Here is a 17,852-nt window from a genome sequence, read left to right as displayed (position 1 = left end):
CGCAAATACACGACGATATATATGATAAAGACTTTTGTTACAGCAGCCATATTATCTTCAGCCTTGCTTGCAAGTGCAGCCAAGACTCAGGCAGAGATAGACCGCGAGATAAAAGACCTGATCAGCCAGATGACACTTGAGGAAAAGGTCCGCATGACCTTTGGAGGTGAACGTTTCGGTGAAGTGGTATTTCCCGGGGTCGAGCGTCTGGGTGTGCCCGAACTTCTCGGTTCTGACGGCCCGCGCGGTGTGGTCATCCCTGATGTTACCACTTTCCCTTCCGGCCTTGGCTTTGCAGCCACATGGAATCAGGAACTTGCCGAGAAAGCAGGTCATGTGATAGGGGAGGAGGCACGTGCACGTAATATCTCAGTTGTGTTCGGTCCTGCATTCAATATCAATCGTGATCCTCTGGGCGGACGTTTCTTTGAGTATATGTCGGAAGATCCGGTGGTGAGCGGGAAGATCGCTGCCGCGCAGATCCGCGGCATGCAGGATGAGGATGTGATTGCCTGCGCAAAGCATTTTGCTGTGAATGGCCGTGATCTCAACCGTAACTTATACATGACTTGGGCTGATGAGCGCACACTCCGTGAGATTTATCTGCGCGGATTTGAGATCGCTGTCCGTGAGTCCGATCCGTGGTCGGTGATGACGGCAGCCAATGGTCTCAACGGCGAACTGTGCAGTGATAATCAGTGGCTGCTCAATCAGGTGCTCAAAAACGAGTGGGGATTCGGCGGTATCGTAATGACCGACTTCTGCCACTCCCGTTCAACTGTCAAGGCTGCTCTTGCAGGTCTTGATGTAGATATGCCATGGGGACATTATTCAGATGTACCTTTTGGTGCAAAACTTGCCACTGCAGTAGAGGAGGGTAAGGTACCGATGGAGGTTCTTGATGAGATGGTGCGCCGTCTCCTTCAGGTGCGCTATAACATTGGCAAGATGGGTGGTGATAAAGAAACTCCGGCCCCTCAGGTCAATACTCCTGATCATCAGCAGGTGGCACTTGATATGGCCCGCGAAGGAATAACCCTCCTCAAGAATGATAATAATCTCCTGCCGATTAATCCGGACAGGATCAAAAACGTGGTTCTGATAGGTCCGTCGGTCAACCGTCGTTTCGATGTGCTCGGTCTCGGCGGTTCATCAGGTGCGCAGTCACCTTTCGAAACAACCGTTCTCGACGGTTTCCGCGCGCGTCTTGGTGATAATGTGAACATCACCACTATTCCTCTCACCGGTGAGGCCGAATTTGTCACGCTTAGCGGCGATCGTCTTAACGGATCTCTCAAAATTGACTATACGGATGCATCCGGCAATAATCATACGGCTGCTGAGAGCGATGAATTCAGTTTCCGTTGGTTCAACGAATCACCTTCAGAGAACATTCGTCCCGAAGAGATCCGTGCCGTCATCAACGGTGTCTTCAAAGCCCCTGCGTCCGGTCTATTCATCTTCCGTCTGAGCAGTGATGATGCAGCTGAACTCTGGGTGGAGGATATGGGCGCACCAACACTTAAAAACGGCGAACACGGAGTACCTCAGACCGGTTACTCTATGGTTCAGCTTGAAGAGGGTAAGGAATACCCTGTCAGAGTGTCCTACAGGCGCACTCCCGAAGGCGCGAAGAATTCTACCGAAATGAACTATTGGGCTAAGGAAAATCCTTCGCTCAAACTTGAATGGTCCATGCAGGGCGACAGTAAGAGTATAGCCCATGCACTCGCTCCCTATAAGTCCGCAATCAGAAAGGCCGATTTCGTGCTCTTTGTCGGAGGGCTTGATCATAATCTCGACTGTGAGGGTCGTGACCGTATTTCGATGGAGTTCCCTGAAGGTCAGACCGAGCTCATCAATCAGCTGGCAGCTCTCAATAAGAAAACTGCAGTCGCTCTCTATCACGGTTCGCCTGTTACCCTCCCTTGGTTAGACAAAGTCCCTGCTGTTGTCGATCTCTTCTATCCGGGTATGTTCGGTGGTCAGGCACTTGCCGAGGTTATTTGCGGTGATGTGAACCCTTCGGGCCGTCTCACATTTTCTTGGCCTGTCGATTATGCACAGGCACCACTTAATGTGCTCTCTACACAGGATTTTGATAATGTGTATTGTAATGAGAAACTCAATGTCGGTTATCGTTACTACGACAAATATGACCAGCAACCTCTATTCCCATTCGGTTACGGTCTCGGCTACACCTCATTTGCTTATAGCGATCTCAGCATAGACCCCGATGGTTCGACCGTATCAGTCAATGTCACCAATACCGGCAAACAAAAGGGAAAAGAGGTCGTGCAGATCTACGTCGGTCAGCCCGATGCTGCTGTCGAACGTCCCGTCCGCGAACTCAAAGCTTTCAGCAAGGTTGAGCTTGAACCCGGTCAGACTACCACCGTGACACTTCCGCTTGGCGAGGATGCTTTCACATATTATGATGTGGCGAGCCACTCTTGGGTGCGCGATCCGGCCCCATTCGTCATTGAAGCAGCTTCATCCTCACGTGATATCCGCCAGTCAAAAGAATTCAAATTTTAAACTTATATCTTCATGAGATTTAATAAAATATGCCTACCTGCTGCCGCAGTGTTAACCCTCCTCGCTGCATGTCACAGCGAGTCATCCGACCGTCTGACCGACAAGCAACTAATGAAAGAATTTGCCGATCCATCTGCCGAATGGCGTGCCAAGCCTTTCTGGGCATGGAACGGTAAGCTCGATAAGGACGAACTGCTTCGTCAGGTCGGGGTGCTTGATTCGATGGGTTTTGGCGGTTACTTCATGCATTCGCGTGTGGGGCTGCAGACCGAATATCTCGGCGATGAGTGGTTTGAGCTCACTAATGCAGTTGCTGATTGTGGCACAGCTCGTGGCATGGAGAACTATCTCTATGACGAGGACCGCTGGCCCTCAGGAACAGCAGGCGGATATGTGACTCAGAATCCCGATTTCCGCATGAACTTCATTACGATGAAAGTGTATCGTCCAGAAGAGTTCAATTGGGAGGATTCGATCACTGCTGTATTTGCGTGTAAGCTCGACAGCACTTCATATACTGGTCTCCGTCGTCTGAAATCACCTGCTGAAGTGGCCGATGTGACTGCCGGTGAGAGCATTCTCGCATTCTTTCCAGAACGTGCAGCCGACACTGACTTCGTCAACGGTTACTCCTATGTGGATGCAATGAACCGTGAGGCAACCGATACATATATATCGCTTACCCACGATAAATATAAGGAAAAATGCGGTGGTCGCATAGGTACTACCATCAAGGGCATTTTCTTTGATGAACCTCACCGTGGACCTCTCTTTACCGCATTCAGCAATGACAATGCCAACCGTCCTTACATGGCTCCTTGGACAGCCACGCTGCCTGAGAAATACCGTGAGACTTATGGTACTGACATAATCGATGAGCTTCCCCGTCTTTTCCTTCATCAGGACGGTGCGACATACGACCGCGTGAAATGGCAGTACTGCAACGTGGCTCAGCAGCTCTTCCTTGACAATTTCGTAAAACCTCTCTATCAATGGTGTGACGACAATGGCATGGAACTCACCGGCCACGTGCTTCATGAGGACGACTTCGTGTCACAGGTGTCAATGCAGGGATCACTTATGCGTACTTACGAGTTCATGCATGTCCCCGGTATCGATATCCTTACCCAGAGCAACCGCAACTATTGGGTGGCCAAACAGCTTCAGAGTGTAGCCCGTCAGACCGGCAAAAAGATGCTCCTTTCAGAGCTTGACGGTTGCACGGGATGGCAGATGACATTTGACGACTATAAGGAGATCGGTGACTGGCAGGCACTCTTCGGTATCAATCTCCGTTGCCCCCATCTCTCATGGTACACTATGGAGGGAGAGGCCAAGCGTGACTATCCTGCATCTGTAAGTTTCCAGTCAGGTTGGTATGGTGATTACAAATATGTGGAGGATTATTATGCCCGCATGGGGCTGATACTTTCGCAGGGCACTCCCGAATGCGGACTCCTCGTGGTCAATCCCATCGAGAGCGTGATGGCTCAGGTGGCTGTTGATGTGTTTGATAATCTCAACGCCAAATCACCCGTAATTGCAGCCATGCAGAACCGTTATGCCGACCTTTTCCATTGGCTTGAGGGCAATCATATCGACTTTGACTACGGTGATGAAGAGATGATGTCGCGTCTGGCACGTATTGAAAAGGATTCAGAAGGCAATACCGTAATCCGCATGGGTGAGGCTGCTTACTCTACAGTATTTGTAGGAAATATGGCTACAATGCGTGAATCCACTTTTGATCTCCTCCGCAAATTCATTGAAAAAGGCGGTAAGATCGTAGCCGCCGGTGATCTTCCTTCGATGGTCAATGTTGAGGAGACCACTGCTGTGGCTGAATTCCTTCTCACCAATGCCACTTGCGTACCTTACACCGAATCAGCCATTGTCGATGCCGTGAGCCAGACTGTAGCTCCTATGGCAAGCGTGACCGACATTGAAGGCACTAATATACCTGAAATCTACTGTCAGGTGCGTAACGACGGTGACCGCAAGATCTATGCGTTCATCAACATGAGCCGCGAAAATGCCTATAATAATGTCAATATCTCTATCCCTGCCGAGGGTTATCTAAGCGAGTGGAACTGCCGTGACGGAAAGGTATATGAGGTAAGCGCGACTCAGAATGATGGAGGCGACAGTTTTGTAGCCGACTTCGCCGGATTGCAGGAACACATCTACATGGTCACTCCCAAACCGCTCGAAGGTGTCATAGATGCGGTTGTTACTGACAATGCAGCCGGCACACCTCTTGAGCAGACTGCTTTTGCTTATGAACTCAACGAACCGAATGTACTCCCGCTCGACTTTGCTACATGCATGATTGATGGTAAACCACTCGAATCCAAACCCACAGAAATCCTAAAAGTGGATCAGGCTATCCGCCGTCACTTCGGTCTCAAATATCGCGGTGGGGCCATGCTTCAGCCTTGGTTCTTTACAAAATATAAGGGAGCTGACAAGCCTGTCTATGGGAAGGTGCGGTTGACCTATCCGTTTGAGATTGCTGATATGCCACAGGGTGATGTCTATCTCTGCATGGAAACTCCCTCTCTGTTCAGTATCACTGTCAATGATTCGCCTCTCACCACAGCTCCCTCTGGATGGTGGATAGATCCCTGCTTCAAGAAGATCAAGCTTGATGCCTCGATGCTCACCATCGGAAATAACGAGATTTCGATCGAAAGCCCCTTCACGGAGGATCTCAACTTCGAGACCATGTATATCATAGGTAACTTCGGTGTACAGGTTGATCTCGCAGGTCTTGCCGAAACTCCCGGTGCGCGTCCACGTATCCACACCAATGCTGATGGTATCCTTGCGTCCAATCCCCGTATAACCACGCTCCCTGACTCACTCACCATCGGCGATATAACCGGACAGCGTCTGCCGTTCTACTCCGGCACAGTTTCTTACCGTGTCGATAATTCCGATGCCATCAAAGCCATCAAGTCCGATGACTTCGTGGGTGCTTGTTTGAAACTACGCCGTGGCGACGAAAGCTCCATGATTGCATTTGAACCTTACGTGGCAGCTGTCCCCGATGGCGATGCACCTCTCTATCTTGACGTGGTTCTCACGCGCCGAAACACATTCGGTCCGCTCCATCAGCTCCCCGCACGCATCTGGGCCTACGGTCCTGAAATGTTTGTCAGCGAGGGCGATGCCTTTACAAACGGCTACGTTCTCTTCCGTTCAGGTCTCCTCGAATCTCCAACCACTTATAACAAGAAATAATAATGGGACGTACGTTAAGGATATATCTTCCGCTTGCCGCAGCACTCAGTGTCGTGACGGCATGGGCTCAGAATCCCATTGTGCCTCAGGGCATGTATATGGCCGATCCATCAGCCCATCAGTGGAAAGCCGGAGGACCGGTTTATGTATATGGATCGCGCGATGAAGCTCTTGATTACTATTGTTCGTATGACTACGACGTATGGTCATCCACGGACATGAAGAACTTCAAACTTCATCCATACGTGTTTGCATCCCGTGGTGACAATGATGAGGTTAAATACAACGAAGAACTCCTTTTTGCTCCCGACTGTCTTGAAAAGGATGGTAAATACTATCTCTTTTATTGTCAGGGTGGATCGCCGGACGTCGAGGGTGTGGCAGTAGGGGAGACCCCTGCCGGACCGTTCAAGGCCGGTAAGCTTCTCAAAGGTGCATGGCAGATTGATCCGGCTGTATTTGTCGATACCGATGGCAAACCATATCTGTTTTACGGCCAGTTCTCTGCAAAGGCTGCCCGTCTGGCAGATGACCTCATGTCGATTGATCGCTCCACCATCACCGACAGTATCATCACTGAGCGTGACCACTCGTTCCATGAAGGAATTCAGGTGCTCAAGCGCGACGGCTGGTATTATCTTGTGTATGCCGATATCAGTCAGCGTGGCATGCCCACATGTATCGGCTATTCCATGTCGCGCAATCTCATGGGTCCCTACGAATATAAGGGAGTGATCGTCGATAACTTCGGTTGTGATCCTAACGTTTGGAACAACCACGGCAGCATCGCTGAGATCGACGGTAAGTGGTACGTCTTCTACCATCGATCCACCAACGGTTCGGAGCGTATGCGCAAAGCATGTGTAGAACCCATCACCTTTAATCCGGACGGTACGATCAATCGTGTGGAGATGACCACTCAAGGAGCTGCCGGACCGCTCAATCCATTCGAGACTATGGAGGCATGGCGCACATGCTATCTTACCGGCGATGCCCGCATCTCGCTTGTCAAACCAGCTGACTATCGGACCAATACCCCCGGCATGGAGATGGTAACAGACATCCGCAACAATAACACCGCGGCTTTCCGCTACTTTGATTTCACCCGTGAACCCCGCAAGATCACCATCACAGTGGTGCCTGAGGCCGGTGGTACGATCGAAGTATATGCCAATACTCTTTCGCTCCCCCGTCTTGCTGTGATCGACGTCCCTGAGGGCAATGGAAATACCCCTATGACCATTACTGCCGATGTGATTCCGGAACCTTCTATGTCACTCATCGGAGTGCGTCCCATATTCTTCCGTTTCCGCGGCGAGAATGGTAAAGATCTCATGAAATTCCTTTCCTTCAAGTTTGAATGAACCTTATGAACTTCACAGCAAAAAAAATAGTATCGATCCTGCTGCCGCTCCTCGCATTGTTCGCAGATGTTCCATCAGTCAATGCCGCCGATGTGCGTCCGGAGTATCCGCGTCCCGACTTCGAACGTCCCGATTGGGTTAATCTTAACGGCACATGGACTTACACCCTCGATCAGTCTCTTTCGGGTCACGAGAAAAACTATCAGGTATCTACTGGATTTGACGGCAAAATCACCGTACCTTTTGCCCCAGAAAGCTCACTGTCTGGCGTAGGTTTCAAGGACTTCATCAACGGTATCTGGTATCAGCGTGAGGTCAGCGTGCCTTCCGACTGGCAGGGCAAAGAGATACTGCTCCACTTCGGTGCCATCTATTATAACGCCGAGGTCTATATCAACGGTCAGCTCGCCGCTCTTCATAGAGGAGGTAGCGCACCTGTCAATGTAAACGTTACCCCTTATGTCACTCCCGGTCAGAACGCCAATATAGTGGTCTGCGCGACAAGTGATCTGCGCTCGCAGCGTCAGGGTGCAGGCAAGCAGAGTCTGCGCCACGATTCGAATGGTTGCAACTACACCCGCACCACCGGCATCTGGCAGACTGTATGGCTTGAAGCCGTAGCCCCCGGAAGTCTAAAGGATGTCAAGGTCAACACAGACCTCGCTCAGAAGCAGATCGTTATTCACCCTACGTTCTATCCCGGTGGTGAAGGCCGTACCCTCAAGGTCGAGCTCCTTGACGGAAACCGCACTGTCTCACGTGCCAGTGTCGATGGGACTAATCAGTCCGTTGTTGTTCTCCCCGTCAAATCACCCAAGCTTTGGTCACCGGAATCACCTTATCTCTACAATGTTGTCTATACAGTCGAGGACTCCGATGGCAAGGTGATTGATACCGTGAAGTCCTACATCGGAATGCGCAGCATCGACATCCGTGGCAATAAGCTTTATCTCAACGGCGAGCCTTACTTCCAGCGTCTCGTGCTCGATCAGGGATTCTATCCCGACGGTATCTGGACAGCTCCTTCCGACGAGGCTCTCCGTCACGATATCGAGATGTCAAAGGCTGCCGGTTTTAACGGTGCACGCCTCCATCAGAAAGTCTTTGAGCCCCGTTATCATTATTGGGCCGACAAATTAGGTTATATCACATGGGGTGAGGCTCCCTCGTGGGGTATGGATGCTAACGATGAGATTGCTGCTTACAATTTTCTCAGTGAGTGGAGCGACATCATTGCCCGTGATACCAATCACCCCTCCATCGTCATCTGGACTCCGCTCAACGAGGAGTGGTGGCCCGATACACGCAACTATCCTCGTTTCGTGACATCCCTCTATGATCTCACTAAGCAACTCGACCCCACACGTCCGGTCAACGATGCCAGCGGCGGCTGTCATGTGAAGACAGATATATGGACAGTCCACACATACGAGCAGGATCCTGCGGCTCTTTCGCGTCAGCTCTATGACCACGAGCGTTCTGAGGATTATGCCGGACGCTTCATGCAACTCAGTCATGCACGTGGTGTCACCATACCAAATATCGGATTCAACACCGTTGCGACAGTCGATTATCCTTTCCCTGCTTATGACGGCAAGATGCCATTTCTCGTCGATGAATTCGGTGGTATAAAGTGGACAGGTGAGACTACCGATGGCGACGCATCAGCGTGGGGATATGGCGAGGCACCCAAGACCGCCGAGGAATTTCTCTCGCGATTGGCTGGTCAGGTGGATGCTATCGTGTCCCTCGGAGACCATATTGCCGGATACTGTTACACACAGCTCACTGATGTGGAGCAGGAGCAGAACGGCCTCTATTTCTATGACCGTCGTCCCAAATTCGACACCGCCACACTTTACGGGATATTCTCGAAAAGCCCTGAATACAGTAAATGAAACAACTTTTTAATTCTGCAAATAATATGACCGCGAAATTCAAATCACTCTTTTTGGCTGCAATGCTTGCGTCATCCACCTGTGCATGGGCGGGAACTCCTGTCACACATGTGATGCCCTGCTGCCGCAGCATGAACAATGGCACAAAGTTTCTTGTCAACGGCGAGTGGAATCCTGATCATGATTACAATGATATCAATCAGTGTCGTGACATACTCCAGAAAATCAAGGATGCCGGAATCAATGTGGTTTCCGTTGATTTCACCAATCCCTCGCAATGGGATCTCCCTTACTTCGACAATGACAAGCAGGGTGAGAATTTCGATGAGACTTTTCTTCCGATGCTCGACAATATCGTCAAGGTGTGTGCTGAAAAGGATATGAACTTCTTCATATTCCTCGGCAATACGCGCGCTTGGACCATGAAATATTGGAACGATATAGCAAAAAAGGTGTGGGACAACTACGCACAGCTCCCTCACTACCAGCATTACGGTTACGGCGATGATCGTCCCATGCTCCTGATCTTCCTTCCCGGACGTGATTTTGCCAAGCAATGGGCAGAGACTCCCGACAACGAGAAGGACTATCTCGCTAAATTCCGTATAGGCACCACCGAGGTCAATGAACGCATCCTCCCTGTCGAGACCGACGGATGGGGTTACCGTAACTTCTCCCAGTCATCTGACGGAAAAGTCCGGTTCTGTGCTCCCAACGGTGGTGTCCATCCATCCACATGGTGTCGTATCGACGCCAAGGAGTGGGCCGATCGCGTCAATTGGGCGCTTGATGCCGATGAATATACCGTATTCGGATCGTATGACGATGTCTGTGACGGTATCTTCTGGGGCATTGCAGATTGCAGCGGTTCGCAGAGCAACTATCATTGCAACACCTCCACACTCAATGATCCTTATGTGTATTATAATATCGTAAAGGAAAGTCTCACCGACAATATCGCCGCTAAATAAATGCAAAACTGATTTACTTTACTCAAATATCTAACAATTTAAATTCTTCTTACGTTTCTTTAACCCATGTAAACCAATTAACTTATGAAATTGAAACATTTTCTCCTTTCTGCCGCTGCAATTTCTGCGCTCTCAGCAAGTGCTGAGGCCATCCCCGTAACGTTCTTCCCCGTTGCCAACCGTAGCGATATCGCTATCGTGGGTACCAACGCAGATGGTGTATTCGAGTACATCTCTGAAGGAGCGGATACCCGTCCTACTGATGAAGACGGTAATCCGACAGGAGACTTCGGCAACACCATCATCGGTATCAACAAGTTCGAGGTGCCCGCCCCGGGTAGCTACGTACTCGCGTTCGACTACAAGGTGAACACTGATATATTCACCTATATGGGTGTTCGCCGTACATGGGACGACGGTAGATCCATCTGCACAGAGATGGAGCTTCAGGAGGCATTCGAACCGAATGACGAGTGGCTCACCTACTACGTACCCTTCATCAATACTACTGAGTGGGACTGGATCTCAGAGTCTTGGCAGGATGGGAAGTATGAGCCTTACATGATCCTTGCCCAGAACAACAGTAACGGCAAACCCGGTCCTTTCAGCCTTCTCATCAAGAACGGACGTGTGATGACCAACGAAGAGGCTACCGCAGAGATCAACGCTTCTTCCGCAGAGCAGCCGGAGAATATCTTCCCCTTCCATGGTCTCCGTGCTGAATTCGATGATTTCACAAACTCGGATTACTTCACATTCGATGAGCTTGCAAAGAATGAGGACGGCACTTACGCTGAGCAGGCTATCATCGGTACAAACACCCGTGTTCTCCCCATCAATCCTAAGAACAATCACTTCACCTTCGAGTACAGTGTTATGGATGCGTTCAAAATGCACGTTATGGCTGTGATGGAAGGTACTGAATGGTTCGCAAGAGAAATCGGTACTATCGATCTCGAAGCCTCAGGCGATAACGCCGGTTTCGCTGATTCATTCAAAACCGCTCAGGTAGATCTTTCAGAAGTAATAAACAATGACAAGTTCGGTGCTACTTTCGGCAGCAAGAGCTATCTTTGGATTCAGTGCTATGAGTCACCCGCACAGAACTTCATCTATATTCAGAATCCACGTTGGGCTCCCGCCATCGGTGGTGGTGATTCAAGTGCTATCTCTGAAATCGCTACCGACAACGCTGAAGGTGAAGCCGTGTTCTACAACCTTCAGGGTATCCGTGTAAACAATCCTGCCAACGGCCTTTACATCAAGGTTCAGGGTGGCAATACTTCTAAAGTGCTTGTAAAGTAATCAGTCTTACCTTGTTTCTTTAAGAAGAAATCTTTGTTAGATAATTTTTTATCGATTGGCGCAGGCTGTGGCAGAAATTTTCATGGTGCGGCCTGCGCCTCTTTTTATAGCATCTGACCTATTAACCTGAACTCAGTGAAGATATGACAACTCGTTTCCTTACCTTAATTGCAAGCCTTATCTGTACGGGTGTTACATCCGTCCATGCTACCGACACCAAGCTGTCGGGTGTACCTTTCGGCTCCGAGTCCTTCGACTATTCGACAGGCATGCCATCCACAACCGTCAATATCCCCGCGAACGCTTTTGATGGTGACCTTTCGACATTTTATGCTTCTGATGCCCGTTCGCGTACCTATGTCGGTCTTGACTTGGGCGAACCGCACGTCATAACCCGTGTCGGTTGGTCGCCCCGCAACGACACCTACGGGCCGGGACGCGTTGTCCTCGGAGTGTTTCAGGGAGCTAACAGCCCTGATTTTATGGATGCTCTTCCTCTCTACATCATCACGGAAACAGGTGAGATCGGCACTATGGACCATGCCGATATAAATTGCTCGCGCGGTTTTCGTTACGTGCGCTATGTCGGTCCTAACGATGCCCGCTGCAACATCGCCGAAATCGAATTCTACGGACATACCTCTGCCGGAGATGATTCACACCTCTACCAGTTTACCAATCTTCCTACGGTTATCATAAATACCAAGGATGCGCAGGAACCGTTTGATAAAGAGACCAACATCGAGTCCAATGTCATCATACTCGATAAAAATACAGTTGATGTGGAAGCCATTGCCGGAACGCGCGAACGCGGTAATGCCTCGCGCGGTTTTCCAAAGAAACCGTGGCGTGTGAAGTTTGACAAGAAGCAGAATGTGCTGGGTTCACCTGCCAAGGCAAAAAAATGGTGTCTGATCAACAACTACGGTGACAAGACCCTTATGCGTAACGAAATCGCTTTCGAGGTGTCGCGTCGTATGTGTATGGCCTATACTCCATTTATCCGTTCGGTCGATGTGGTCATGAACGGTGAATACAAAGGTACTTATCAACTCTGTGATCAGGTGGAACTCAATGACGGACGCATCGAGGGTGTAGAAATGTCGGAGAAGGACATCGACGGGGATGCCCTCACCGGCGCATATCATCTTGAGATCGACGGTTATGCTTACGAAGAGGTATCGATGTTCGAGTCGCGCAACGGTATTCCAGTCACTATAAAGTCACCGGATGAGGATGAGATCCTGCAGGTGCAACATGACTACATAGAAAAGGCATTCAATCTCATGGAATCGACTGCGCGTGACAACCGATTTCTCAACGAGGGGGTCAGAAACTATCGCAATTACGTCGATACCGACAGCTGGCAGCGTTACATGCTAATAGAGGAGATCGTGGCCAATCCCGATCAGCTTTTTAGTATCCATCTCATAAAGTCACGTGGCGATGACCACATTGCAGTCGCATGCGTGTGGGATTTTGACATTGCTCTTGACAATGACATCCGTTATCCCAATTCTGGTAACATCGGAGCTTATCTCTGGACAGTCAGCAACCCTGCGGGAACAGTCCGGGATCTTTATAAGCGTTTCTTCAACGATGATCCTCAGGGCGTGGAGGACATCAAGAATCTTTGGACTAAAGCACGCCGTGAGTATGGTATCGACGAAGATGGAATGCAGACATGTGTGGATAGTCTCGTGAATCAGCTGCGTGAATCGCAGCGTCTCAACTTCATGAGATGGCCTATCCTTGACCAGATGGTCCACAATAACTATCAGGCTCTCGGTTCATGGGAGGCAGAAGTGAACCATGTTCGTAAATTCCTCGCAGACCGTATCAGCACTCTTGACAAAATAATCGGTTTCGATGTCGCTTCAGCTATCACAGACGTTGAAGCTCTCGCCGGTTCCGTCACGGTCTGTGATGGTTCGGTAATCACCGAAGGTTTCGCTGAAGGAACAATCTACACGATCTATAATCTTTCGGGCATGACTGTGGCTAAGGAGCAGTGTGGCTCGGCATCCGTAAAACTCGCCCCCGGATTCTATGTGGTTAATGCCGGTGGCTCTAATGTAAAAATATCAGTTAAGTAACTTAAATTATGAAATTGATCTCAGTATTCACAACCGTTGCACTCGGCGCATCGGCATTAAATGCCGGCGCGGAGTTGCCACGTGTCTTTACAGCAGAAGCTGACACCGCAAGAGTGAAAGCCGATGCCCTCAGTCGTGCTTATGTCACTCCTTCGCGTGTGGTGTTTACGGAAGGTGGTGTCACCGATCCGGAGCTTCTACTAATACCCGGCTCAGGTCAGACCGACATTTTCAGCACGGGTATGTGTCAGCTATCCACCGTCAATGATTCTACGGCTTCAATCGTGCTTGATTTCGGACGTGAGCTCCACGGCAGTCTGCGCCTGCTCATATCGGCAGTCTCTCCCCTCAAGACTCCTCACATGCGTCTGCGATTCGGCGAGTCTGTTGCGGAGGCGTGCAGCGAACTCACGACTGCTGAGGTATCGGTAGCTGAGGATTTCAATAATTCAGAAGTGGATCTGAAGGCCAATACGGCTACGAATGACCATGCGATACGCGATATGGTGCTCACTATGCCGCTCTACGGGCAGATTGAGACCGGAAACACGGGATACCGTTTCGTGCGCATCGATCTGCTCGATCCCGGCATGACAGTTAACCTAAAGGAAGCGACTGCGGTGATGCGTTATCGTGACCTGCCTTACAAGGGCTCTTTCAGGAGTTCTGATCCTCGCCTCAACAAGATCTGGGATACGGGAGCTTATACCGTACACCTCAATATGCAGGAATATCTTTGGGATGGCATCAAGCGTGACCGTCTGATATGGCTGGGTGACATGCATCCGGAGACATCGACCATCGCTGCTGTGTTCGGTTGCGATCCCAGTGTCGAAGCCACTCTCGATCTCGCTTGCGAGCAATGGCCTTTGCCTCAATGGTTCAACGGCATGAGTGCATATTCGCTTTGGTATCTTATCATTCATCATGACTGGTTCATGCAGTCGGGCAACAAGGATTTTCTTGACCACCATGCTCCTTATATCACTGCTCTGATTGACCGGATCGATACTCTTGTGGATGAGGACGGAACTGAGCGTCTGTCAGAGGATCGTTTTCTCGATTGGCCTTCAAGCCCCAACAAGGAAGGTGTCGAAGCCGGTTACCGCGCTCTGATGACATGGGCCATGACGGATGCCGAACAGCTATGTGATTATATAGGAGACGAGGCCCACGCTGCTAAATGCCGTGACATCCGGCGCCGTCTCGACAAGAAAAAGATGCCTCACAATGATCTGAAACAGGCTGCTTCACTCATGGCTATTGCCGGAGTGATGGATCCGAAGAAGGCTGTCGGTGAGTGTGTGGCTGTAGGTGGAGCTAAAGGATTTTCAACTTTTGGTGGCTATTACATGCTTGAAGCACTTGCGCTCGCAGGACGTTATGACGATGCTCTCGACATTATCCGTAACTACTGGGGTGGTATGCTCGATCTCGGTGCTACGACATTCTGGGAGGATTTTGATCTTGAATGGGCTAAGAACGCCGGCCCTATAGACCGCCTTCCGGCTGAGGGTGAGGCTGACATCCACGGCGATTTCGGCGCATACTGCTATCCGGGATTCCGCCACAGTCTCTGCCACGGTTGGGCAAGCGGTCCGACGGCATGGATGAGTAGGCACGTGCTTGGTGTAGAGGTGCTCGATCCCGGTTGCAGGACAGTTCGGATCAATCCGCATCTCGGCGATCTTGAGTGGGTCGAAGGAACGTACCCCACACCTGAAGGTGAGATCAGGATTTCTCACCGTTGCCGTCCCGATGGATCGGTGGATACCAAGATTGATGCTCCTAAGGGGGTGAAAATAGTGAAATAAGTTATGAGAAACCATAATTTCTTCATATATGTAACCGCTGTCCTTCTTTCTGTCCTGTGCTCATGTCATGGGCAGAAAGGGGATGACGGCTCTTGTCTCCGGCCTGTAAGTCCGGAGGATGTGAAAGTGTCTGGTGAATTGGCCGAGCGAATCTCGCGCAATTTCGATCGTCTTGAAACTACTCTCTATCAGCCAGACTCAGTGTTTTGGAGCGAGGAAGAATCCGGAGGTTGGCCGGCAGATAAAGAGGGTAGGACTATTCTTGCACTCGTCCTCGACGCCCGCGCATCGGGGCGCACTCCAAAATATCTCGACACGATGATGACCATACTCCCCACACGTCTCAATGAGCATGTGTATTTGGGTACCATCCACACTCCTGTGGTGGATGAGCAGCAGCTGTCGGGGCACGGATGGCTGTTGCGAGGTCTGTGCGAGTATTTCGAATGGAAAGGTGACTCGTCTGCGCTTGATGTGGCGCGTGGAATTGCCGAGAATCTGTTTCTCCCCATCAACGATGCCCTCTCACGTTATCCGGTTGACTCCATCGCCCGTCATAAGGATGTCGGCGATATGAGCGGATCGGCTCAAGAGGCTGTAAACGGTTGGCGTCTGTCATCTGATGTGGGTTGTATTTTCATCGGCATGGAGGGTCTGATCCACTATTATGCCCATGATCCAAATCCGCGCATCAAGGAGCTGATCGACAATATGATCAATCTCTATCTCGGCATAGATCTCGCCGGCGTAAGAGCTCAGACTCACGCTTCACTGACGGCTCTGCGTGGAATATTGCGCTATGCGGCCATTACAGGTGACTACTCGTTGATCCCTGAAGTCGAAACACGTTGGGCTCTGTACAAGGATCGCGGCATGACGGAGAATTTTGAAAATTACAATTGGTTTGACCGTTTTGATACATGGACAGAACCGTGTGCGGTGATTGATTCATATATTGTAGCGATGCAGCTGTGGCAAGCCACGCGCCGGTCGGAATATCTGGCGGATGCAGATCGCATATATTACAACGGTATCTGTATGGAACAGCGTGCCAATGGCGGATTCGGTTGTGACACGCCCGTAGGACGCGAGTCGGATTATATAGGCATACATGCTGATGAGGCCCATTGGTGTTGCACAATGCGGGGTGGGGAAGGATTGCCTCGTGTGGCGCAATACACGTGGTTCACCGCCGGTGACTCGATTTTCGTTCCAGTCTATCATGCAAGTACTCTTTCTCTGCCCGAACGCAGCTTGAAAATCACCGAACAGACCGACTATCCGTTTGGCGACATTGTGAAATTTACCTTTGATGAGGTACCGGGGAAGGCATTCACGTTAGCATTGGTATCACCTGCTGACGTAAAAGTGGTCAAGCTCTCCGTCAACGGCAAGACTACTGATATGGCAGTCACAGACGGTTTTTATCATGTTTCACGAGACTTTAAGAAAGGTGACATCGTGGAGTTGACTTATGCCGCAGAGGAGCGTCAGGTAGCTACACATTATGATCCGTCGAGCTACAAGCTGATGCGTGGCCCACTCGTGCTCTCCACAGTCGCTGAAGGAGATTCTCTCACTCCGCTTTATCATCTCATGTCACCCTCAGTAGCCCAAGCCACCGATTTCAGACGCCGCATACTGTATCATAACCATAAATGAATAATCTAACAGATAATAACCCCTTAGGTATGGGCAGAGCAGAAACATAGTTTATATCAAAGTGTCCCGAAAGTTTTATCATCTCTTTCGGGACACTTTATTGTTGAATGTTATCGACGTTGCTTATTTTCCCAAAGGATAGCCTATGACATTGTTCATGATAGGAATCTGATTGACGTTCAGACCAAGCAATTCCTTTATGGCATCACTGTTCATTGAACCTCTCGGACGGGCTGCAAGACCAAGTCCGGCAGCTGCCACACTGATGTTCTCACAGACTATACCTGCATCTACTGTAGCCATAGATATCTGACGAGGCTCTGTACCTCCGAATTTATCCATGTCCATAACAAGCACAAGGCTTACGGGGGCGGACTTTACAAAGTCCTGATCAGCGGCTACGAGATCACGGTGGTCGCCATCGGCAACTTTTTTCAATTCATGACCGTGAGGGAGATACTCACTTACTCCGTCTTCGGTGAAGACGAAAAGTCGTACCTCCTGCTTGTTGCTTGCACTGGGAGCAGTCAATTTGCCATTTTCTCGGTTTTGACCCATTGCACCCCACAACAGATTTGCCAAATCCTGCTGAGTCAAAGCGCGACTGTCGAAAGCGTTGGTCGATTGACGTTGTGCCAAAATGCCAAGTATTGCAGGTCCATTATCAATCTGCGGAGAGGGTAGGGAAACAGTTTGAGCCGATACCCCGGCAAATGATGCGAGAAAGACTCCGAGAATTAAACTTTTAATTTTCATATTAATTTATGTCTTCTGCGTGATTATGCCGAGATATTAACCTTACTTATCACGGCTTCTCGCCATTTACCGATACTATCTTTGACTGCTTGACAAGAACAAAATCATACTCATCGGCATAGCCTCTCACTTCGCCTTTCATTGTGACTTTATCGCCTTTACTTACATGACGCAGTTTCAGGTAATCGGTGAATGGTAATACACA

At 50.1% G+C, this 17,852-nt stretch carries 10 protein-coding genes; 9 read left to right on the top strand and 1 reads right to left on the bottom strand.

Features of this window, described 5'->3' with window-relative positions; all coding sequences use genetic code 11:
* Positions 1-21: 21 nt before the first annotated feature.
* The 9 genes from K2G41_RS03825 (at position 22) to K2G41_RS03785 (ending at position 16,891) form a co-directional block, all read left to right on the top strand.
* Positions 22-2,538 carry a glycoside hydrolase family 3 C-terminal domain-containing protein gene (locus K2G41_RS03825; protein WP_300114704.1) on the top strand — a complete coding sequence of 839 codons (2,517 nt, stop codon included), beginning with the start codon at positions 22-24 and terminating at the stop codon, positions 2,536-2,538.
* 12 nt (positions 2,539-2,550) lie between these two features.
* Positions 2,551-5,781: a glycosyl hydrolase gene (locus K2G41_RS03820; protein WP_300114701.1), complete on the top strand. Its 3,231-nt coding sequence runs from the start codon at positions 2,551-2,553 to the stop codon at positions 5,779-5,781.
* Positions 5,782-5,783: 2 nt separating this feature from the next.
* Positions 5,784-7,145: a family 43 glycosylhydrolase gene (locus K2G41_RS03815; protein WP_300114698.1), complete on the top strand. Its 1,362-nt coding sequence runs from the start codon at positions 5,784-5,786 to the stop codon at positions 7,143-7,145.
* Between the two features lie 5 nt (positions 7,146-7,150).
* Positions 7,151-9,043: a sugar-binding domain-containing protein gene (locus K2G41_RS03810; protein WP_300114695.1), complete on the top strand. Its 1,893-nt coding sequence runs from the start codon at positions 7,151-7,153 to the stop codon at positions 9,041-9,043.
* On the top strand, positions 9,040-10,014 hold the full coding sequence (locus K2G41_RS03805) for a hypothetical protein (protein ID WP_300114693.1): 975 nt from the start codon (positions 9,040-9,042) through the stop codon (positions 10,012-10,014). The genes K2G41_RS03810 and K2G41_RS03805 overlap by 4 nt, the downstream gene beginning before the upstream one ends.
* An 84-nt stretch (positions 10,015-10,098) precedes the next feature.
* Complete coding sequence (locus K2G41_RS03800; protein ID WP_300114691.1) at positions 10,099-11,319, top strand: hypothetical protein; 1,221 nt, start codon at positions 10,099-10,101, stop codon at positions 11,317-11,319.
* Between the two features lie 143 nt (positions 11,320-11,462).
* Complete coding sequence (locus K2G41_RS03795) at positions 11,463-13,415, top strand: CotH kinase family protein (protein WP_300114689.1); 1,953 nt, start codon at positions 11,463-11,465, stop codon at positions 13,413-13,415.
* Between the two features lie 8 nt (positions 13,416-13,423).
* Entirely contained in the window at positions 13,424-15,229 is a 1,806-nt protein-coding gene (locus K2G41_RS03790) for an alpha-L-rhamnosidase C-terminal domain-containing protein (RefSeq protein ID WP_300114687.1), read from the top strand.
* 3 nt (positions 15,230-15,232) lie between these two features.
* Entirely contained in the window at positions 15,233-16,891 is a 1,659-nt protein-coding gene (locus K2G41_RS03785) for a beta-L-arabinofuranosidase domain-containing protein (RefSeq protein WP_300114684.1), read from the top strand.
* Between the two features lie 123 nt (positions 16,892-17,014).
* Here K2G41_RS03785 and K2G41_RS03780 read toward each other — a convergent pair whose 3' ends face one another.
* A complete protein-coding gene (locus tag K2G41_RS03780) occupies positions 17,015-17,647 on the bottom strand; it encodes a nitroreductase family protein (RefSeq protein ID WP_300114681.1) in 633 nt (210 codons plus the stop codon).
* Between the last annotated feature and the right edge of the window lie 205 nt (positions 17,648-17,852).

Source organism: Duncaniella sp., from assembly GCF_029056165.1.
In the GTDB taxonomy this organism is placed as follows: domain Bacteria; phylum Bacteroidota; class Bacteroidia; order Bacteroidales; family Muribaculaceae; genus Duncaniella.
This window is presented reverse-complemented; position numbering and strand designations above follow the sequence as displayed.